This is a genomic window from Ligilactobacillus sp. 110_WCHN (assembly GCF_030518115.1).
In the GTDB taxonomy this organism is placed as follows: domain Bacteria; phylum Bacillota; class Bacilli; order Lactobacillales; family Lactobacillaceae; genus Ligilactobacillus; species Ligilactobacillus aviarius_C.
This window is the reverse complement of record NZ_JAULLI010000006.1, coordinates 1-20,899: the sequence shown is the minus strand read 5'-3', so window position 1 is coordinate 20,899 and position 20,899 is coordinate 1. Positions and strand designations below refer to the sequence as shown.

27 protein-coding genes are annotated in these 20,899 nt (G+C 41.2%); 2 read left to right on the top strand and 25 right to left on the bottom strand.

Going from position 1 to position 20,899, the window contains the following annotated elements:
• Window positions 1-32: 32 nt before the first annotated feature.
• From rpmD to rpsL, 23 genes are all read right to left on the bottom strand, one after another.
• Window positions 33-215, bottom strand: coding sequence for a 50S ribosomal protein L30 (rpmD, locus tag Q3C15_RS03295; RefSeq protein WP_302704059.1), 183 nt, complete (start codon window positions 213-215; stop codon window positions 33-35).
• Between the two features lie 14 nt (window positions 216-229).
• Window positions 230-730 (bottom strand): 30S ribosomal protein S5, encoded by a 501-nt coding sequence (gene rpsE / locus Q3C15_RS03290; protein ID WP_057826644.1) that lies wholly within the window; start codon window positions 728-730, stop codon window positions 230-232.
• A 21-nt stretch (window positions 731-751) separates the two neighbouring features.
• Entirely contained in the window at window positions 752-1,117 is a 366-nt protein-coding gene (rplR, locus tag Q3C15_RS03285; RefSeq protein ID WP_057826643.1) for a 50S ribosomal protein L18, read from the bottom strand.
• Between the two features lie 31 nt (window positions 1,118-1,148).
• Complete coding sequence (gene rplF, locus Q3C15_RS03280) at window positions 1,149-1,685, bottom strand: 50S ribosomal protein L6 (protein WP_302704057.1); 537 nt, start codon at window positions 1,683-1,685, stop codon at window positions 1,149-1,151.
• A gap of 30 nt (window positions 1,686-1,715) precedes the next feature.
• On the bottom strand, window positions 1,716-2,114 hold the full coding sequence (gene rpsH / locus Q3C15_RS03275; protein WP_057826641.1) for a 30S ribosomal protein S8: 399 nt from the start codon (window positions 2,112-2,114) through the stop codon (window positions 1,716-1,718).
• Window positions 2,115-2,147: 33 nt separating this feature from the next.
• Window positions 2,148-2,333, bottom strand: a complete 186-nt coding sequence (locus tag Q3C15_RS03270) for a type Z 30S ribosomal protein S14 (RefSeq protein WP_302704056.1) — start codon at window positions 2,331-2,333, stop codon at window positions 2,148-2,150.
• Between the two features lie 15 nt (window positions 2,334-2,348).
• Window positions 2,349-2,891 carry a 50S ribosomal protein L5 gene (gene rplE, locus Q3C15_RS03265; RefSeq protein WP_204779353.1) on the bottom strand — a complete coding sequence of 181 codons (543 nt, stop codon included), beginning with the start codon at window positions 2,889-2,891 and terminating at the stop codon, window positions 2,349-2,351.
• A gap of 24 nt (window positions 2,892-2,915) precedes the next feature.
• The gene (gene rplX / locus Q3C15_RS03260) at window positions 2,916-3,221 is read right to left on the bottom strand and encodes a 50S ribosomal protein L24 (protein WP_057826639.1); all 306 of its coding nucleotides are present in this window, start codon (window positions 3,219-3,221) and stop codon (window positions 2,916-2,918) included.
• Between the two features lie 35 nt (window positions 3,222-3,256).
• Window positions 3,257-3,625 (bottom strand): 50S ribosomal protein L14, encoded by a 369-nt coding sequence (gene rplN, locus Q3C15_RS03255; protein WP_057826638.1) that lies wholly within the window; start codon window positions 3,623-3,625, stop codon window positions 3,257-3,259.
• A gap of 65 nt (window positions 3,626-3,690) precedes the next feature.
• Window positions 3,691-3,957: a 30S ribosomal protein S17 gene (gene rpsQ, locus Q3C15_RS03250; RefSeq protein ID WP_057826637.1), complete on the bottom strand. Its 267-nt coding sequence runs from the start codon at window positions 3,955-3,957 to the stop codon at window positions 3,691-3,693.
• 26 nt (window positions 3,958-3,983) lie between these two features.
• Window positions 3,984-4,178: a 50S ribosomal protein L29 gene (gene rpmC, locus Q3C15_RS03245; RefSeq protein WP_057826636.1), complete on the bottom strand. Its 195-nt coding sequence runs from the start codon at window positions 4,176-4,178 to the stop codon at window positions 3,984-3,986.
• On the bottom strand, window positions 4,168-4,602 hold the full coding sequence (gene rplP / locus Q3C15_RS03240; RefSeq protein WP_057826635.1) for a 50S ribosomal protein L16: 435 nt from the start codon (window positions 4,600-4,602) through the stop codon (window positions 4,168-4,170). Before rplP ends, rpmC begins: the two co-directional genes overlap by 11 nt.
• 3 nt (window positions 4,603-4,605) lie before the next feature.
• Window positions 4,606-5,262 (bottom strand): 30S ribosomal protein S3, encoded by a 657-nt coding sequence (rpsC, locus tag Q3C15_RS03235; RefSeq protein WP_204779354.1) that lies wholly within the window; start codon window positions 5,260-5,262, stop codon window positions 4,606-4,608.
• A 13-nt stretch (window positions 5,263-5,275) separates the two neighbouring features.
• Window positions 5,276-5,623, bottom strand: coding sequence for a 50S ribosomal protein L22 (gene rplV, locus Q3C15_RS03230; protein WP_057826633.1), 348 nt, complete (start codon window positions 5,621-5,623; stop codon window positions 5,276-5,278).
• 16 nt (window positions 5,624-5,639) lie between these two features.
• On the bottom strand, window positions 5,640-5,921 hold the full coding sequence (rpsS, locus tag Q3C15_RS03225) for a 30S ribosomal protein S19 (protein WP_057826632.1): 282 nt from the start codon (window positions 5,919-5,921) through the stop codon (window positions 5,640-5,642).
• 37 nt (window positions 5,922-5,958) lie between these two features.
• Window positions 5,959-6,792: a 50S ribosomal protein L2 gene (gene rplB / locus Q3C15_RS03220; RefSeq protein ID WP_204779355.1), complete on the bottom strand. Its 834-nt coding sequence runs from the start codon at window positions 6,790-6,792 to the stop codon at window positions 5,959-5,961.
• Between the two features lie 28 nt (window positions 6,793-6,820).
• Entirely contained in the window at window positions 6,821-7,108 is a 288-nt protein-coding gene (gene rplW, locus Q3C15_RS03215; protein ID WP_057826630.1) for a 50S ribosomal protein L23, read from the bottom strand.
• On the bottom strand, window positions 7,108-7,731 hold the full coding sequence (gene rplD, locus Q3C15_RS03210) for a 50S ribosomal protein L4 (protein ID WP_057826629.1): 624 nt from the start codon (window positions 7,729-7,731) through the stop codon (window positions 7,108-7,110). Before rplD ends, rplW begins: the two co-directional genes overlap by 1 nt.
• A 23-nt stretch (window positions 7,732-7,754) precedes the next feature.
• Window positions 7,755-8,378, bottom strand: a complete 624-nt coding sequence (gene rplC / locus Q3C15_RS03205) for a 50S ribosomal protein L3 (RefSeq protein ID WP_057826628.1) — start codon at window positions 8,376-8,378, stop codon at window positions 7,755-7,757.
• Between the two features lie 30 nt (window positions 8,379-8,408).
• On the bottom strand, window positions 8,409-8,717 hold the full coding sequence (rpsJ, locus tag Q3C15_RS03200) for a 30S ribosomal protein S10 (RefSeq protein ID WP_057826627.1): 309 nt from the start codon (window positions 8,715-8,717) through the stop codon (window positions 8,409-8,411).
• A 284-nt stretch (window positions 8,718-9,001) separates the two neighbouring features.
• Window positions 9,002-11,095: an elongation factor G gene (fusA, locus tag Q3C15_RS03195; RefSeq protein ID WP_057826626.1), complete on the bottom strand. Its 2,094-nt coding sequence runs from the start codon at window positions 11,093-11,095 to the stop codon at window positions 9,002-9,004.
• Window positions 11,096-11,192: 97 nt separating this feature from the next.
• Window positions 11,193-11,663 (bottom strand): 30S ribosomal protein S7, encoded by a 471-nt coding sequence (gene rpsG, locus Q3C15_RS03190; protein ID WP_057826625.1) that lies wholly within the window; start codon window positions 11,661-11,663, stop codon window positions 11,193-11,195.
• 28 nt (window positions 11,664-11,691) lie between these two features.
• A complete protein-coding gene (gene rpsL, locus Q3C15_RS03185; protein ID WP_057826624.1) occupies window positions 11,692-12,108 on the bottom strand; it encodes a 30S ribosomal protein S12 in 417 nt (138 codons plus the stop codon).
• 208 nt (window positions 12,109-12,316) lie between these two features.
• On the opposite strand from rpsL, the gene Q3C15_RS03180 reads away from it, so the two are divergent.
• Window positions 12,317-13,000, top strand: coding sequence for an A24 family peptidase (locus Q3C15_RS03180; protein WP_289554870.1), 684 nt, complete (start codon window positions 12,317-12,319; stop codon window positions 12,998-13,000).
• A 60-nt stretch (window positions 13,001-13,060) separates the two neighbouring features.
• On the opposite strand, the gene rpoC is transcribed toward Q3C15_RS03180, so the two are convergent.
• Both rpoC and Q3C15_RS03170 read right to left on the bottom strand, forming a co-directional pair.
• A complete protein-coding gene (gene rpoC, locus Q3C15_RS03175; protein WP_057826622.1) occupies window positions 13,061-16,729 on the bottom strand; it encodes a DNA-directed RNA polymerase subunit beta' in 3,669 nt (1,222 codons plus the stop codon).
• Window positions 16,730-16,779: 50 nt separating this feature from the next.
• Complete coding sequence (locus Q3C15_RS03170; protein WP_086427370.1) at window positions 16,780-20,388, bottom strand: DNA-directed RNA polymerase subunit beta; 3,609 nt, start codon at window positions 20,386-20,388, stop codon at window positions 16,780-16,782.
• Between the two features lie 297 nt (window positions 20,389-20,685).
• Between Q3C15_RS03170 and Q3C15_RS03165 the strand changes: the two genes are divergently transcribed.
• The coding region (locus Q3C15_RS03165; RefSeq protein ID WP_289554869.1) for a TMEM175 family protein at window positions 20,686-20,899 on the top strand (214 nt) is incomplete at its 3' end.

Sequence of the window (20,899 nt, the reverse complement as noted above, 5' to 3'; positions counted from 1 at the left end):
AGGTTCGGCACCTCCCTCTAACTAAATATTGACTATTTAGCCAATTCAACGTCCACTAAATGATTGATTTTCCGAATTGCTCCCCGCATTGCAACATTATCAGGAACAATAACAGAACTATGAATACGACCAAGGCCTAAGCCTTTAACGATTTCACGTTGTTTTTGAGGACGTCCAATGACTGAACGAACTAAAGTAACTTTCAATTGAGCCATAATCTAAGTCCTCCTTATTCTGCTAAGTGTTGAACTGAAACTCCACGTAATGAAGCAACTTGTTCAGCACTCTTCAATTGTGATAAACCATCCATTGCTGCACGAACAACGTTGATTGGTGTGTTAGAACCTAATGACTTACTTGTAATATCATCAATACCTGCAAGTTCCATAACGGCACGAACCGCACCACCTGCAGCAACCCCAGAACCAGCTTCAGCTGGCTTCAACATAATGCGGCTACCGCTGTATTGACCGAGAACTTCATGAGGAATAGTTGTTCCAACAACAGGAACTTCGATTAAGTTCTTACGAGCAGCGTCAACAGCCTTGCGGATTGCTTCTGGGACTTCTTGAGCCTTACCAGTTCCAAAACCTACATGACCATTGTGATCGCCAACGATTACTAAAGCAGCGAAACGTAAACGACGTCCACCTTTTACAACTTTAGTAATCCGGTTAATAGCAACGACACGATCTTCTAAATCTAATTGAGCTGGATCAATAAAAGCCATAAACGTTATTTCCTCCTTCTATTAAAAGTCTAAGCCATTTTCGCGAGCAGCTTCTGCTAAAGCTTCAACACGTCCATGGTAGAGGTATCCACCACGGTCAAATACAACTTCTTTGATACCTTTTTCTACAGCACGTTTAGCAACGACTTCACCAACTGAAGCGGCTTGTTCAGTCTTTGTGTTGCCACTTACTTCGCTGTCTAATGTAGAGGCACTAACTAGCGTCACACCCGCTACGTCATCAATTACTTGAGCGTAGATGTTTTTGTTTGAACGATAAACATTTAAGCGTGGGCACTCAGCAGTACCAGAGATTTTATTGCGAACACGCATATGACGTCTTTGGCGTGTTTTGTTTTTATCTGGTTTAGAAATCACGATTTTCACCTCTTAATTTTATTTAACAGCCTATGCTGCATTATTTACCAGTCTTACCTTCCTTACGGCGTACATATTCGTCAACGTAACGAATACCTTTACCTTTGTAAGGTTCTGGAGCACGGACAGCACGGATCCGTGCAGCCATGTCACCAACAACTTCCTTGTTGATTCCTGAAACAACAATTGATGTTGCTGAAGGAGTTTCAAACTTAACATCATCTGTTTGTTCAAATTCAACAGGGTGTGAGTAACCAACACTTAATACAAGTGTGTTACCCTTCATTTGTGCACGGTAACCAACCCCACGAAGTTCAAGTTCCTTCTTGAAGCCTTCTGTAACCCCAACAACCATGTTATTGAAGTTTGCACGTGTTGTTCCGTGAAGTGCTTTTGTCTTGTTATCATCTGATGAACGGTCAAAAGAAACAGTTGTTCCTTCGATCTTCATTGAAATTTTATCAGAAAATTCACGTGTTAATTCACCCTTTGGGCCCTTAACAGTAACCATGTTACCGTCTTGTTTTACTTCAACGCCTGCAGGTAATTCAACAACTTTATATCCAATACGACTCACGAGCCAGACACCTCCTTACTCTTTAAAATATTACCAGATATAAGCGATTACTTCGCCACCGATTTTCTTAGCACGGGCATCTTTATCTGTCATAACACCTTCAGATGTTGACAAAATAGCGATTCCTAAGCCGTTAAGAACCTTTGGCACAGCATCAGCTTTAACGTATGAACGTAAACCAGGTTTTGAGATCCGACGAATCCCTGAGATTACGCGTTCACCATTTTTACCATATTTCAAGAATACACGGATAATGCCTTGTTTGTTATCTTCGATAAATTCATAATCGCGAATGAAACCTTCGTTCTTAAGAATTTCAGCAATACTCCGCTTAATTTTTGATGCAGGTACTTCTAATGATTCGTGCTTTGCCATGTTAGCATTGCGAATGCGTGTTAAGAAGTCTGCAATTGGATCAGTCATTGCCATATTATTTTGCCTCCTTACTTACTTTATTATGGATTACCAGCTAGCCTTTTTCATGCCAGGGATTTGACCCTTATGAGCAAGTTCACGAAGGCAGATACGACATAACTTAAATTTACGATATACAGAATGTGGACGACCACAACGTTCGCAACGAGTATATTCTTGTGTTGAGAACTTAGCAGCACGTTTATTCTTTACAATTTGTGACTTTTTAGCCAATGTGAAACCCCCTTACTACTTAGCGAATGGCATTCCTAATTGAGTTAATAATTCTTTTGATTCTTCGTCTGTGTTAGCAGTTGTTACGATTACAATGTCCATTCCACGAACCTTGTTAACGTTATCGAAGTCAATTTCTGGGAAGATCAATTGTTCCTTGATTCCAAGTGTGTAGTTCCCACGACCATCAAATGCACGTTTGCTGATTCCATGGAAGTCACGAACACGTGGTAATGAAACTGAGATCAACTTGTCTAAGAATTCGTACATCCGTTGACCACGTAATGTAACTTTGCAACCAATTGCGTTACCTTCACGTAAACGGAAACCAGCGATTGATTTCTTAGCACGTGTGATAACTGGTTTTTGACCAGCAATCAAAGTTAATTCTTCAACTGCTTCGTCTAAGTTTTTAGCGTTACTTACAGCATCACCAACACCCATGTTGATAACGATTTTATCAATCTTTGGTGTTTGCATTACTGATGTATAATTGAATTTTTCCATCATTGATGGAACGATTTCTTTATCATACTTTTCTTTTAAGCGATTTTCCATGAAGAAAGTATCCTCCTTCCTTTATTACAATGTTTTACCTGTTTTTTTAGAAACACGTACTTTCTTGCCATCTTCAATCTTGAAGCCAACCCGTGTTGGTTCATTGTTTGAAGGATCGATAAGCATAACGTTAGAAACATGAATCGGTGCTTCAACTTCAACAATTCCACCATTTGGATTTGCGTTAGTTGGTTTTTGGTGCTTCTTAACGATGTTTACGCCTTTAACGATTACACGTTCTTTTGAAGGAAATACTTTTTCAACTGTACCTTCTTTGCCTTTATCTTTACCGGCGATTACTTTAACTTTATCATTCTTTTTGATGAACATATTGCTTGTGCACCTCCTTATCAACTAATGGTTCATTATAATACTTCAGGTGCTAAGGAAACGATCTTCATGAAGTTTCCATCACGTAATTCACGGGCGATTGGTCCGAAAATACGTGTACCTTTAGGTGACTTATCATCACTAATGATTACTGCAGCATTTTCATCAAATTTGATGTATGAGCCATCAGCACGGTGTACGCCAGACTTTGTACGAACAACAACAGCTTTTACAACATCGCCTTTTTTGACAACGCCACCTGGTGTTGCTTGTTTAACAGTAGCAACAATGATGTCACCGATGTTAGCAGTCTTAACACGAGAACCACCTAAGATCTTGATTACTAAGAGTTCACGTGCTCCTGAGTTATCAGCGACTTTTAAACGACTTTCTTGTTGGATCACAGTAAGTGTCCTCCTTTCGCTATTAGATAATTAGTAGAATACGAATTAGTTCTTTGGGTTATTCATTAAAGAATAACTGCTTTTTCAACAATTTCTAATAAACGGAAACGTTTTGTAGCTGACAATGGACGTGTTTCCATAATCTTTACGATATCGCCAACTTTTGCTTCGTTGTTTTCGTCGTGAGCTTTGAATTTCTTTGTGTATTTAACACGCTTACCGTAAACCTTGTGGTTAACATAAGTTTCAACAGCAACCGTGATTGTTTTATCCATTTTATCTGAGACAACGCGTCCTTGATAAACTTTACGGTGATTACGAGTTTCACTCATGCGAAATTAGCCTCCTTTTCGTATTCTTATTTGTTTAATTCTGCTTGACGTAATGCAGTTTTAATACGTGCAATGTTCTTACGAACTGCTTTTAACCGAGCAGTGTTTTCCAATTGACCGGTAGCTAATTGGAAGCGTAAGTTAAATAATTCTTCTTTATATTGCTTTTCTTTTTCAAGCATTTCAGCAGTGGTTAATTCATTAATTTCTTTAGCCTTCATTTGATTCGCCACCTACTTCCTCACGTTTTACAAACTTAGTCTTCACTGGGAGCTTGTGGGAAGCTAAACGGAAAGCTTCACGAGCAACTTCTTCAGGAACGCCGGCAATTTCAAACATAACCTTGCCGCGCTTTACTGGAGCTACCCAGCCTTCTGGTGTACCTTTCCCAGAACCCATACGAACACCAATAGCTTTAGCAGTATATGATTTGTGAGGGAAAATCTTAATCCAAACTTTTCCGCCACGCTTCATATAACGAGTCATCGCAATACGAGCAGCTTCGATTTGACGGTTTGTGATCCAGTGTGATTCAGTTGCTTGTAAACCAAATTCACCAAATGTAACTGTCTTGCCACCCTTAGCTTCGCCACGCATGTGACCACGGAATTCACGACGGTGCTTTACACGTTTTGGTACTAACATAGATTATTTCCCTCCTTTGCTGTTGTTTTTCTTTGTTGGTAATACTTCACCACGGTAAATCCATACCTTAACACCTAATTGACCGTACGTTGTAGAAGCTTCTACCCATGCATAGTCAATGTCAGCGCGTAATGTATGCAAAGGAACTGTTCCGTCTGAGAAGTGTTCAACCCGTGACATATCTGCCCCGTTTAAACGACCTGCAACTTGAACTTTGATACCCTTTGCACCTGCACGCATTGTACGTTGCATTGCTTGCTTCATTGCACGCCGGAATGCAATCCGGTTTTCCAATTGTTGTGCAATGTTTTCGCCAACTAACTTAGCATCTAAGTCTGGTTTCTTGATTTCAACAATGTTAATGTGTACGCGTTTACCAGTTAACTTGTTTAATTCTTGACGTAACTTTTCAACTTCTGATCCACCTTTACCGATAACCATTCCTGGTTTAGCAGTATGAATTGAAATGTTAACACGCTTTGCAGCACGTTCAATTTCAATAGTTGAGACAGAAGCGTTGGTTAATTTATTTTCGATGAATTTACGGATTCGTAAGTCTTCGTGTAAATCTGTTGCAAAATCTTTTTCAGCGTACCATTTTGCATCCCAGTCACGAATGATACCGACACGTAATCCGGTTGGATTAACTTTTTGACCCACGCGTTATCCCTCCTTATTTAGCAGATACCACAATTGTAATGTGGCTTGTACGTTTGTTGATTGGAGAAGCAGAACCTTTAGCACGAGGACGGAACCGTTTCAAAGTTGGTCCTTCGTTAACATAAGCTTCGCTTACATATAAATCTTCAACATCTAAATCAAAATTGTTTTCTGCATTTGCAATTGCAGAATTAAGAACTTTTTCAATTAAGTAAGCACCTTTTCTTGGTGTAAATTTCAAGATGCCTAATGCGTCAGCAACTTTTTTGCCACGGATAAGGTCGATCACAAGACGTGCTTTACGTGCAGGGATACGGACCATACGAGCGGTTGCCTTTGCTGATGTAACTTGTTCAGCCATGCTTTATCCTCCCTTATTATCTTACGCCTGTCTTCTTGTCGTCTCCGCCGTGACCATGGAATGTCCGTGTTGGAACAAATTCACCTAATTTGTGTCCAACCATGTCTTCTTGAATGTAAACTGGCACGTGCTTGCGGCCATCATATACAGCAATCGTGTAGCCGATAAAGCTAGGGAAGATTGTTGAACGGCGTGACCATGTCTTAATTACTGATTTTTTATCTTGATCAGCTTGTGCTTCAACCTTTTTCATCAAATGTTCATCGACGAAAGGTCCTTTTTTCAAACTCCGACTCAATGTTTGTCCTCCTTTCGGATAATCACCTTACAGGCAATTATTTCTTATGACGTGAACGAACGATAAATTTGTTTGATTTTGCCTTCTTTGAACGAGTCTTAAGACCAGTTGTCTTCTTACCCCATGGTGATAATGGTGATGGACGACCAACTGGAGCCTTACCTTCACCACCACCATGAGGGTGATCGTTAGGGTTCATTACAGAACCACGTGATTGTGGCCGCTTGCCCATCCAACGTGAACGTCCGGCTTTACCAATATTGATCAATTCATGTTGTTCGTTACCTACGGCACCGATTGTTGCCCGGCATGAAATTAAAATCATCCGTGTTTCGCCTGATGTCAAACGAACAATGGCATACTTGCCTTCCTTACCAAGTAATTGTGCTGATGTACCAGCTGAACGAACTAATTGTCCACCCTTACCTGGCTTTAATTCGATATTGTGGATAACTGTACCAACAGGAATGTTTTCCAATGGAAGTGCGTTACCAACCTTAATATCTGCATCCTTACCTGATTGAACTTTTTGGCCTACTTCAAGACCTTTAGGAGCAAGGATATATGATTTTGTACCATCAGCATAAACTAACAATGCAATGTTTGCTGAACGGTTTGGATCATATTCAATTGCTTTTACTGTTGCAGGAACATTATCTTTGTTCCGCTTGAAATCAATCACACGGTACTTGCGTTTGTGACCGCCACCACGGTGACGAACTGTAATGTGACCATATGAGTTCCGGCCAGCTGTCTTGCTCTTTGAAACAAGTAATGACTTTTCTGGTGTTGTCTTTGTAATTTCAACAAAGTCTGAACCAGTCATATTCCGGCGACCGTTAGAAGTTGGTTTATATTTCTTGATCCCCACTGTGTTTTCCTCCTATTACTTAATATTATTATTCTTCATCGAATAATTTAATTTCTTTTGAATCTGATGTTAATGTAACGATTGCTTTCCGGCGCTTCTTTGTGTAGCCTTCATAACGACCCATGCGCTTCTTTTTACCCTTAACATTCATAATGTTAACCTTAGCAACCTTAACATCAAAGATGTCTTCAACCGCACTCTTGACTTGTGTCTTTGTAGCACGTGTATCAACATCAAATGTATAGCGTTTATCGTCCATATTAGCCATTGAAGCTTCTGTGATAACTGGACGTAAAATTACATTGCGTGATTCCATTATGCAAGAACCTCCTCTACTTGAGAAAGAGCTCCTTTAGTGATGACCATCTTATCGTTGTTGATAACATCTAAGACGTTCAAACCTTTAGCTGGGATAACAGTAACATTCTTTAAGTTCCGAGCAGCTAAAGCAGCGTTTGCATTGTCATCTTCAAGAACTACTAATACCTTTGAATTAACATCTAAGTTGCTTAAAACTTCTGCAAATGCTTTTGTTCTTGGTTGTTCGAATTTCAATTCGTTAACAACAACTAAGCCTTCATCTAATACTTTTTGTGAAAGTACTGACTTAATAGCTAAGCGACGAACTTTGCGTGGAAGCTTGTAAGCATATGAACGAGGTGTTGGTCCGAATACGGTACCACCGCCTACCCATTGTGGTGAACGGATTGAACCTTGACGAGCACGACCTGTACCCTTTTGACGCCATGGCTTCTTACCACCGCCACGTACGGCACTTCTGTTCTTTACAGCGTGTGTACCTTGACGCATTGAAGCACGTTGCATCAATACTGCATCAAAAATTACGCTGTCGTTTGGTTCGATACCAAAAACTGTGTCGTTTAATGAAACTTCACCGTTCTTGCTACCATCTTGGTTGAATAATGTAACCTTTGGCATGTAAGTTTCCTCCCTTCATCTAATTATTTCACTGTACTTTTAATAGTAACAAATGACTTATTTGCGCCTGGAATGTTACCCTTGATTAAAAGTACGCCATTTTCTGTATCAGCCTTAACGATTTCCAAGTTTTGGATTGTAACTCGTTTGCCACCCATGCGACCAGGTAATACCTTGCCAGGGAATACACGGTTAATGATTGAACCCATTGAACCTGGACGACGGTGATAACGAGAACCGTGTGCCATTGGTCCACGACTTTGGCCCCAACGCTTGATGTTACCTTGGAAACCGTGTCCCTTTGAAGTACCTGTTACATCTACAAATTCGCCAGCTTCGAAAATATCAGCTTTGATTTCGTCACCAACGTTATATTCTCCAAGCTCTACACCGCGAATTTCACGAACGAAGCGCTTAGGAGCAGTTTTAGCTTTTGCTGCATGACCTTTAGCAGGTTTGTTAGTCTTAACTTCACGTTGGTCATCAAAACCTAATTGAATAGCTTCGTAACCGTCATTTTCCATTGTCTTAACTTGCATAACAACGTTTGAGCCAACTTCAACAACTGTTACAGGTACTAACTCACCATCTTCAGTAAAGACTTGTGTCATACCTACTTTTTTCCCTAAGATTCCTTTTGTGGTCATGAGTACACCTCCAATTTAATTAATTTAGAATTATAATTTGATTTCGATATCTACACCTGATGGTAAATCAAGTTTCATCAATGAATCAACTGTCTTTGGTGTAGGATTTACAATGTCGATTAAACGCTTGTGTGTGCGCATTTCGAATTGTTCACGAGAATCCTTATCTTTGTGTGGTGAACGGATAACTGTATATAATGTCCGTTCTGTTGGCAAAGGAATTGGACCTGAAATTTGAGCACCTGTTCTCTTTGCTGTTTCAACAATCTTATCAGCAGATTGATCTAAAATACGATGTTCGTATGCTTTTAAACGAATACGAATTTTTTGTTTTGCCATGATGTTCCCTCCTTCGTCTATTTTTAAAATAAGACTAGCTCCGTGAAAATTACCGATTCACTCGTGGCAAAGCGGCCGGGTGTGTCGCAACCTTTCACATCTTAGCTTATTTATAAACACAGAACAAAATACTTACAAAATCGCAAGTACTCTAATAGTTTATTACAATAAATACGAAAAAGCAAGGACTTTTCTGATTTCAAGCCTACTATAAGAATTATTTTACCCATTATAAGGCAAAAATAAAAAGCCATGCTCGCGCATGACTTTTTATCATTTAATTATTAACCAGCGTTACCGCCGTTCTTCTTAATAATTTCTTCTTGAATTGACTTCGGAACTGGTTCGTAGTGATCCATTGTCATTGTGAATGTCCCACGACCTTGAGTTGCTGAACGCAATGTTGTTGCGTAACCAAACATTTCAGCCAATGGTACATAAGCATTAACAACTTGTGAACCGCCACGGGCTTCCATTCCGTCAACCCGACCACGACGAGCTGTAACGTGTCCCATAACATCACCTAAGTTGTCTTCAGGACATACGATTTCAACTTTCATGATTGGTTCAAGGATAACTGCGCCAGCTTTAGCTGCAGCATTCTTCAAAGCTAATGATGCAGCAACTTTGAAGGCTGCTTCACTTGAGTCGACTTCGTGGTAACTACCATCATATAACTTAGCCTTAACGTCGATCAATGGATAACCAGCCAAGACACCGTTTTGCATGGCTTCCTTCAAACCTTGTTCAACTGAAGGAATGTATTCACGAGGAACAACCCCACCAACGATAGCATCTTCGAATTCGAAGCCTTTACCTTCTTCGTTTGGTGTGAATTCGATCCAAACATCACCATATTGACCTTTACCACCTGATTGACGAACGAATTTACCTTGAGCAGATACTTGCTTTGTAAATGTTTCACGGTAAGCAACTTGTGGTTCACCAACTTTAGCTTCAACGTGGAATTCACGCTTCATCCGGTCAACAATGATATCCAAGTGCAATTCACCCATCCCGGCGATCAATGTTTCACCAGTTTCTTGGTTTGTTTCAGCCTTGAATGATGGGTCTTCTTCAGCAAGCTTTTGTAAAGCAACATCCATCTTATCTTGGTCAGCTTTTGACTTCGGTTCAACTGAAACTTGGATAACTGGATCTGGGAATTCCATTGATTCAAGAATCAATGGGTGATCTGGGTCTGTTAATGAATCCCCAGTTGTTGTATCCTTCAAACCGATTGCGGCTGCAATATCACCTGAGAATACCTCTGGGATTTCTTTCCGGTGGTTTGAGTGCATTTGCAACAAACGACCAACACGTTCACGCTTGCCCTTTGTAGCGTTCAATACGTATGAACCAGCTTCCAAAGTACCTGTGTAAACCCGTAAGTATGTTAAACGACCAACGAATGGGTCTGTTGCGATCTTAAATGCTAAACCAGCAAATGGCTTTGAGTCATCAGCAATTAAGTCAACTTCTTCACCTGTGTCAGGATCTGTAGCTGTATATGGCTTAACATCTAATGGTGATGGCAAGTAGTCGTTAACCCCATCAAGCATCATTTGAACACCTTTGTTCTTGAATGCTGAACCAGCAAATACTGGGAAGAGGTCTAATGTTAATGTTCCGCGACGAATTGCTGCCCGAAGTTCATCGTTTGAAATTTCTTCACCGCCAAGGTATTTTTCCATGATTTCATCGTCAACATCGGCGATTTGTTCAATCATTTCTTCACGACGCTTTTCAGCTTCTTCACGGTATTCTTCTGGAATATCAACTGTATCCCACTTTGAACCTAACTTATCTTCGTCATAAAGGTCAGCCTTCATTTCGATTAAGTCGATAACCCCTTCGAATTCATCTTCGGCACCAATTGGCATTTGAACTGGCAATGGGTTTGCTTGAAGACGATCCCGAATTGTATCAACTGAGTAATCAAAGTTAGCACCAATCTTATCCATCTTGTTAACAAAAACGATCCGTGGAACCCCGTATGTACTTGCTTGACGCCATACGTTTTCAGTTTGTGGTTCTACCCCTGATTGGGCATCCAAAACAACAACGGCCCCATCTAAAACACGAAGTGAACGTTCAACTTCGATTGTGAAGTCAACGTGCCCTGGGGTATCAATAATGTTGATTCGGTGATCTTTCCATTGAGCTGTTGTAGCAGCTGATGTGATTGTGATCCCACGTTCTTGTTCTTGTTCCATCCAGTCCATTTGTGAAGCACCATCGTGTGTTTCACCAATTTTGTGAATTTTACCTGTATAATAAAGAATACGTTCTGTTGTAGTTGTTTTACCAGCATCGATGTGAGCTACGATCCCGATATTACGTGTTTTTTCCAAAGGGAATTCACGTTTATTAGCCATGGAAATATTCTCTCCTTCCAATTATTAAATCAATCGAATTTTCAAAAAAATGACTATTATAGGATAAAAGAATCTATAACAGCCATTCCACAAAATATTACCAACGATAGTGTGCGAATGCACGGTTTGCATCAGCCATCTTGTGTGTATCTTCACGTTTCTTAACAGAAGCACCAGTATTGTTAGCTGCATCCATAATTTCTTTTGCTAAACGTTCAGACATTGTGTGTTCACCACGAAGACGAGCGTAGTTTACGATCCAACGTAAACCTAATGTACGACGACGGTCTGGACGTACTTCGATCGGAACTTGGTAGTTAGAACCACCAATCCGGCGGGCCTTAACTTCCAAAACAGGCATAACGTTTTCCATTGCTTGTTCAAAGACTTCCAATGGATCCTTGCCAGTCTTTTCTTTGATCATATCAAATGCTTCGTATAAAATTTTTGAAGCTGTACCACGCTTACCATCTAACATAAGGTGGTTAATTAAACTTGTAACCAATTGTGAATGATAAATTGGATCTTCAGGTACTTCGCGTTTTGCTGCAGGACCTTTTCTTGGCATATGCTCTACCTCCTAAAATGAGTATTGATTATTTCTTCTTAGGCTTCTTTGCACCATATTTTGAACGGCTTTGCATCCGGCCTTCAACACCAGCTGTATCCAAAGCACCACGAATAACATGGTAACGAACACCAGGCAAGTCTTTTACACGGCCACCACGAATTAAAACAACACTGTGTTCTTGCAAGTTGTGACCAATACCTGGAATGTAAGCTGTGACTTCGATCAAGTTTGACAAACGCACACGTGCGTACTTCCGCAAAGCTGAGTTAGGCTTCTTTGGTGTCATTGTACCAACACGAGTTGCAACCCCACGCTTTTGTGGAGCTGGAGTGTTTGTTTGAACTTTTTTGTAACTGTTGTACCCAAAGTTTAAAGCTGGGGAATTAGATTTTGAACCTTTAGACTTACGACCTTTACGAACTAATTGGTTAATTGTAGGCATCTAAAGCTTCCTCCTTCCTTAATTGTCATTTTTCTAGTACACACACCCAGGAGTTTCTTTTTTAATTATAAAAAAACTCGGTGTGAGATATTACTGTGCTAAACAGTTCTCATAAAGCACCTTTTTTAATTTATCACAGAGCATTTTTGATGTCAATTCAATTTCAAAAATAATTTTAAATTTCGTAATTATCTTTAGGAGGGACTTTATGTTAATTATCTTTTTTATTCTCGGAACCGTATGTGTTTCATTTGGAATGTGCCAAGCACGGCGGTATGTTGAGCAAATTCAAAACTGCAGCTGGTCGATTTGTGATCATTGCCATCAGCGACTTAAATGGTGGCAGTTGATTCCAATTTTTGGATACCTGCTTCAGGGCGGAAAGTGTGTTAATTGCCATTTTCCAATCACGGTTGCTTACCCCATCGGTGAATTTCTCGGCGGAGGATTCTTCATTTGCTTATTTTCAACTTTTTCCGGCTTAGCTGCAATTCAATTTGGTTTCTTATTAACTTGGCTTTTAATTTTAGCACTTGAAGATTTCTTCACCCGGACGGTCTCGCTTAACCTTTTGCTTGGTGGCACATGCAGTGTTCTCTTAATCTTTGGCAATCGAATTTTCAATATTCCGTTAATTCAAATCGAGTTCTGGATCATCATCAGTGGAAGTCTCGCAATTTTATCGCTTAACAATTACTTTGGATGGGCTGATACCTGTCTGATAAGTTTATTTGGAATTTTATTTCCACCAATTACCCTTGCGGTGATCATTTTAATTGCTTCTTGCGGTGCCTTCATTACATTGAAGTTTTCAAATCAAACCACGCTTCCTTTTATTCCATGGCTTTTAATTGGAATCATTGTAACTTTACTTTTGCATTTAACAACCTGATCAGTCTTACTAAATAAAAAAATGGTAATCTCCAACGAGATTACCATTTTAAATTATTCATTATTTTTGGTCTGGCAACTTTGTACTTTCTTCAACCCCGATTTGCTTAGCAACATCTGAAATTGAGTAGACATTGTCGGTTGCAAGTCCAGTTTCTTCAGGCTGAATATCGTGGTACTTCTTCATTCCGGTACCAGCTGGAATTGTCTTCCCAATAATAACATTTTCTTTCAAACCGATTAATGGGTCGTTCTTGCCGCGAATTGCTGCGTCCGTCAATACCCGAGTTGTTTCTTGGAATGATGCAGCTGATAAGAAACTGTTTGTTTCCAAAGCAGCCTTTGTGATTCCGAGAAGAACTGGCCGTGATGTTGCAGGAATTCCACCCTTTACAAGGGTTTCAACGTTGCGATCCATAAATTCGCTTGTATCCATTAATGTTCCTGGAAGCATTGATGTGTCACCAGGATCCATGATGCGAACTTTTTGAAGCATTTGCCGGGTCATGATTTCAACGTGCTTATCTGAAATATCTACCCCTTGCATCCGGTAAACCTTTTGGATTTCGTGTAAGATGTAGTTTTCAGTTGATAAGACGTCGCGAACCTTGATCAATTCCTTTGGATCGATTGAACCAACTGTCAACGGATCACCACGGTGGACTGAGTCGCCTTCCTTAACCTTCAATACTGAAGTAAATGGCAAATCATATGTCCGAGTATCAGTTTCACCCGCAACCGTAACAACCTTCGTTCTTTCAGCTGGGTTTTCTTCAACCGTATCAACAACCCCAGTAACTTCACTGATGATTGCGCGTCCTTTAGGATTCCGTGCTTCAAACAATTCTTGAACACGAGGAAGCCCTTGAGTAATATCACCGTCGCCAGCAACCCCACCTTGGTGGAAGTTCCGCATTGTCAATTGCGTACCTGGTTCACCGATTGACTGAGCAGCAACCGTTCCGACTGCTTCCCCAACTTCAACCTCATCACCGGTTGCCAAGTTCCGGCCATAGCAGCGAACACATACCCCGTGACGAGTGTTGCATGTAAATGCTGACCGGATCGTTACCTTTTCAACACCTGCATCAACGACCTTTTGAGCCATTTCTTCATCAACCAATGTGTTTGCTGGAACAATTACTTCACCAGTTTCAGGGTTCTTGACCGTCTTCATTGTGTACCGGCCTAAGATCCGGTCGTACAATGGTTCGATCATTTCGTTACCTTCCTTGATAGCGTAAACGTCTAATCCACGGTCAGTGCCACAATCTTCTTCACGAACAATGACATCTTGGGCAACGTCAACCAAACGCCGGGTCAAGTATCCTGAGTTCGCAGTCTTCAAAGCCGTATCTGTCATTCCTTTACGAGCACCGTGTGAAGAAATAAACATTTCCAAAACAGAAAGCCCTTCACGGAAGTTTGAGATAACTGGCAATTCCATGGTCTTACCGTTTGGAGCAGCCATCAAACCACGCATCCCTGATAACTGCGTAAAGTTTGAAATGTTACCACGCGCACCTGAATCACTCATCATTTGGATTGGGTTTGATGGATCCATGTTTTCAACCAACTTCATTTGGATGTCATCCTTAGCCTTATTCCAAATTGCAATGACCCGGTTATAACGTTCATCTTCAGTGATCAAACCACGCCGGAATTGTTTCTTAACAACTTCAACGTTCTTCCGTGCTTCAGCAATAATTTCTGGCTTTTCTTTCAAAACAGTAACGTCAGCAATCCCAACCGTTAATCCGGACTTCGTTGATTCGAAGTAGCCAAGATCCTTCATCCGGTCAAGCAATTCTGAGGCTGCTGTTACTTTGTATTCCTTGTAAACTTGGGCAATGATATCTGATAAGAAACCTGACTTGAACGGTCCGATCAAATCTTGTTTCTTCAAGAATTCGTGAATATCTTCACCTGGTTCCAAGAAATACTTGTCTGGAATATGACCTTGTAAGTTTTCTTGGGTTGGTTCATTCAAGTATACAAAGTCATCTGGCAAGATTTCGTTAAAGATTGCCTTTCCGACAGTCGTTACCAAAATCCGTTCCTTTTGCCAATCAGTAAATGGCTTACCCTTTGCAGCTAATGATGATGTTTGCAAACCAATCCGTGTATGCAAGTGAACATAGTTGTTTTGGTATGCTGTCCGCGCTTCGTTAACATCCTTAAAGATCATGCCTTCGCCTTCACGATCTTTTTCTTCAAGGGTAATGTAGTAGTTCCCGATAGTCATATCCTGTGATGGTGAGATGATCGGCTTTCCATCTTTTGGTGCCAAAATGTGATGAGCAGCAAGCATCAGCAACCGTGCTTCAGCTTGGGCTTCATCAGATAATGGAACGTGGATCGCCATCTGGTCCCCATCAAAATCGGCGTTATAAGCTTCACATGCTAATGGGTGTAACCGCATTGCTTTTCCGTCAACCAAAACTGGTTCGAAGGCTTGAATCCCTAAACGGTGAAGTGTAGGGGCCCGGTTAAGCAATACTGGGTGGCCCTTAATAACGTCATCTAAGACATCCCAAATATCTTCATCGCGGCGGTCGATCTTCCGCTTAGCGTTCTTGATATTTGATGCCATATCACGTTTAACAAGTTCACGCATCATAAATGGTTTGAACAATTCCAAAGCCATTTCGTGCGGAATACCCATTTGAGTTAACTTCAATTTTGGCCCAACATCAATAACTGAACGACCAGAATAGTCAACCCGTTTCCCAAGTAAGTTCTGACGGAACCGACCTTGCTTACCCTTTAACATGTGTGAAAGGGACTTCAACGGACGGTTCCCTGGTCCAGTAACTGGACGGCCACGCCGACCATTATCGATCAAAGCATCAACGGCTTCTTGTAACATCCGCTTTTCGTTTTGAACAATGATTCCAGGAGCATTTAAGTCCAATAACCGCTTTAACCGGTTATTCCGGTTGATAACCCGGCGATACAAATCGTTCAAGTCAGACGTTGCAAACCGACCACCTTCAAGTTGAACCATTGGCCGTAAATCAGGCGGGATAACCGGGATTGCATCCATAACCATCCATTCAGGTTCATTTCCTGAGTCAAGGAATGCTTCCAAGATATCCAACCGCCGAACAGCACGGGTCCGCTTTTGGCCAGTTGCGTCACGCAATTCTTCCTTTAATTCGTCGCATTCTTTTTGAAGATCAACATCCCGCAATAAGGTCCGGATAGCTTCAGCACCCATTCCGGCCTTGAATGCGTCTTTTCCGTATTCGTCTACTTTTTCACGGTACTCTGCTTCGGTCAAAAGTTGCTTCTTTTCAAGTGGAGTTTCACCTGGGTCAGTAACAACATATGATGCAAAGTAGATGATTTCTTCCAAAGCACGTGGACTCATGTCTAAGACTAAGCCCATCCGACTTGGAATTCCTTTGAAGTACCAGATGTGAGTTACAGGAGCAGCTAATTCGATGTGACCCATCCGTTCACGCCGAACCTTTGCTTGTGTAACTTCAACGCCACAACGGTCGCAAACGACGCCTTTGTAACGAATCCGTTTGTACTTTCCGCAGGCACATTCCCAGTCTTTTGTAGGTCCGAAAATCCGTTCATCAAAAAGACCGTCTTTTTCAGGCTTCAATGTACGATAGTTGATTGTTTCCGGCTTCTTAACTTCACCATATGACCAGCTCCGAATCTTGTCTGATGAAGCTAATCCAATTTGCATACTATCGAATTTATTGACATCGATCAAAGGACCGACCTCCCTTTCATTTTTTTCTTTCAGTTTTTACTAACAAATAATTACTTATTATCGTCTTTCCGTTCGTCAGGATTCCGATCTTCTTCCTGCTTCATTACGTCTTGAGCTTGTTTGTTTTCTTCTTTTTCTTTAAGCTTTGCAACCGCATCAACATTAATTACGCTGTCGTCATCGTCATCAATGTCACGCAATTCAATTTCGTTCTTATCTGCATCAAGAACCTTCATATCAAGGCCTAAAGCTTGAAGTTCCTTAACAAGAACACGGAATGATTCTGGAACACCTGGTTGTGGGATTGGTTCACCCTTAACAATTGCTTCATATGTCTTAACACGACCAACAACGTCGTCTGACTTATATGTTAAGATTTCTTGCAATGTGTAAGCAGCACCGTAAGCTTCCAAGGCCCAAACTTCCATTTCACCGAAACGCTGGCCCCCAAATTGAGCTTTCCCACCAAGTGGTTGTTGGGTAACTAATGAGTAAGGTCCGATTGAACGTGAGTGAATCTTATCATCAACCATGTGTGCCAGTTTCATGTAGTACATGACCCCAACGGCAATCCGGTTGTCGAATGGTTCACCTGTCCGGCCATCATAAAGAATACTCTTTCCGTCGCCTGGTAAACCGGCTTCCTTAAAGGCATCCCAAATATCTTCATCACGCGCACCATCGAAAACAGGCGTTGCAACATGAATTCCTAACTTCCGTGCAGCCATTCCCAAGTGCAAGTCAAGAACCTGTCCGATGTTCATCCGTGATGGCACACCCATTGGTGACAACATAATGTCAATTGGAGTTCCATCAGGCATGAATGGCATATCTTCTTCTGGAATAACAACTGAAACCGTCCCTTTATTACCGTGACGACCAGCCATCTTATCCCCAACTTGTAATTTCCGCTTTTGAGCAATGAATACCCGAACCATTTGGTTAACTCCAGGTGCTAATTCATCGCCAGCTTCACGGGTGTAAACCTTAACTTCACGAACGATTCCGCCACCGCCGTGAGGAACCCGAAGTGAGGTATCCCGAACTTCACGTGCTTTTTCGCCAAAGATTGCGTGTAATAACCGTTCTTCGGCTGATAATTCAGTAACTCCCTTTGGCGTTACCTTACCAACCAAGATATCACCGTCATGAACTTCGGCACCAACCCGAACGATTCCGAATTCATCCAAGTCTTTCAAAGCGTCTTCGCCGACGTTTGGAATTTCACGGGTGATTTCTTCCGGTCCAAGTTTCGTATCCCGCGCTTCTGATTCATGAGCTTCAATGTGAATTGAAGTATAAACATCTTCCTTAACTAACCGTTCGTTGATGGCAATCGCATCTTCGAAGTTGTAACCGTCCCATGTCATGAAGGCAATCAATGGGTTTTGACCTAAGGCTAATTCACCTTGTTCCATTGCAGGACCGTCAGCCAATACTTCGTCAGCCTTAACGTGTTCGCCAACACGGACGATTGGTGTTTGGTTGTAGTTCTTTCCACTATTTGAACGGTGGAACTTCATCAACTTATAAGTATCAAGCGTTCCGTCTTCACGCCGAACGCGAACTTCACAAGCATCAACGTATTCAACAACCCCATCATGTTCACAAATCAAAGCGTCACCTGAGTCGTGAGCAGCCTTGTATTCGATCCCGGTTCCAACTAATGGAGCGTGTGGTTGAATCAACGGAACAGCTTGCCGTTGCATGTTAGCCCCCATCAAGGCCCGGTTTGAGTCATCGTTTTCCAAGAATGGAATACATGCTGTCGCAACCGCAACAACTTGCTTAGGTGAAACATCCATGTAGTCAACCTTATCGATTGAAACTTCAATGTTGTCATCTTTGTGCCGTGCCATAACAACGTCATCTACAAATGAGCCATCATCATTTAATGGTGAGTTAGCTTGTGCTACAACGTAGTTATCTTCTTCATCGGCAGCCAAGTAATCGATCTTGTCTGTAACCTTGTGTGTTTCCCATGAAACGCGCCGATATGGTGTTTCAATAAAACCATACTTATTGACCCGTGCGTATGATGAAAGGTTGTTGATCAACCCGATGTTTGGTCCTTCAGGAGTTTCAATTGGGCACATCCGGCCATAGTGAGTATAGTGAACATCACGAACTTCATATCCGGCACGGTCACGTGTCAAACCACCAGGTCCTAAAGCTGATAACCGCCGCTTGTGTTCCAAACTACCTAATGGGTTTGTTTGGTCCATGAATTGTGAAAGTTGTGAACTACCAAAGAATTCCTTGATTGAAGCAACAACTGGCCGAATGTTGATCAATTGTTGTGGCGTAACGGTTGATGTATCTTGGATCGACATCCGTTCACGAACAACCCGTTCCATCCGTGCAAGTCCAATCCGGAATTGATTTTGAAGCAATTCACCAACTGAACGAATCCGCCGGTTACCCAAGTGATCAATATCGTCAGTTGAACCGAAACCTTCTTGTAAGTTAAAGAAGTAGTTCATTGAAGCGATAATATCTGCTGGGGTAATGTGCTTGTACTTCAAGTCAATGTTGCCATTGCCAATCATGTTAATAACCTTTTCAGGGTCATTAGCTGAGTAAACTTTAATTACTTGAAGGGTCATTGGATCTTGAACGACCCCTTCTTCTGAAGGTTGGTATGTAACCGTCTTAAAGTCTTCCCGGTCTAAGTATGGAGCAAGTTTGTCCATAACCTTCTTATCAATTACGTCGCCTTTATTAACAATGATTTCACCTGTATCAGGATCAGCCAATGTTTCAGCAACCGTTGTATTCAGCAACCGCGTCTTCAAGCTCAACTTCTTGTTGATCTTGTAACGGCCAACTGGTGCCAAATCATAACGTTTTGGATCAAAGAAACGAGCTGTCAACAAGCTTCTTGAAGAATCAGCCGTCTTTGGTTCACCTGGACGTAACCGTTCGTAAATATCCTTTAATGATTCTTCGACCCGTGAGTCTTCGGTGTTCTTGTGGACATCCTTTTCAAGGGTCAGCATTAATGAATCAGTTTCACCCATCATTTCGATGATTTCTGAATCTGATCCGTATCCCAAAGCCCGAATTAATTCAGTCATTGGAATCTTCCGGGTCCGGTCAATCCGGACATATGCAACATTCTTTGAGTCGGTTTCATATTCTAACCAAGCACCCCGGTTAGGAATAACCGTTGTTCCATAAATGTTGCGGCCGTTCTTATCTAATTCTGAAGAGTAATATACCCCTGGTGAACGGACAAGTTGTGAAACAATAACCCGTTCTGCCCCATTAATAATGAAAGTTCCTTGTTTTGTCATTAACGGGAAGTCGCCAAAGAAGACGTCTTGGGATTTAATTTCACCAGTTTCATGGTTTGTTAACCGCAAAGTAACGTGTAATGGTGCAGAATAGTTTGCATCATGTTCACGCGCTTCATCAACGGTATACTTTGGTTCTAATAATTGGTAATCGACAAATTCCAAAGATAATGTACCGGCAAAGTCATCGATTGGCATAATATCTTCAAACATTTCCCGAAGACCTTCATCTAAGAACCAGTTGTAGGAATCTGTTTGAATCTCGATCAAGTTTGGTAAATCAAGCACTTCTTTGATTCGAGAATAACTTCTGCGTACACGATGCTTACCGTATTTTACTAAGTGTCCTGCCAAGTTGTTCACCTCTCCAAAAATTTTGTAAATCGTTAATATTACAATTTGTTTACAAATTCAAAAATAATGCTCTTTTTCTGTTTTTTTGGCAAAAAAAAACCAAAAACAGATTCGTTGAAAACTTCAAACTACACTATTTTTGTTTCACCTACCAGTATGGACAATATATCACACTGGACCTTCGATCTACAATTATACTTTAATAGTATACTAACATTTCACCTGCCCGTCAACCTTTACCCCTTTAAAAATCAGCCATTTGCGTTATATAATAAACAGTATTATTTAAGTTTGGGAGAGAACAACATGGAAAAAAAGACAATCGATCAAGCGAAAGTCCACTCATACATCGATCATCTTCAAAATCAAACTCACGAAAAGATGATGGAACATCTTAAAGCCTTTAATGATGGGGTATTTGCAATCATCATTACAATTCTTGCGTTAGAAATTCCAGCCCCGCATTCGCAGGCTGCATATCCCGCATTTACCAAATCGATTTCGATCTTTTTGATCAGCT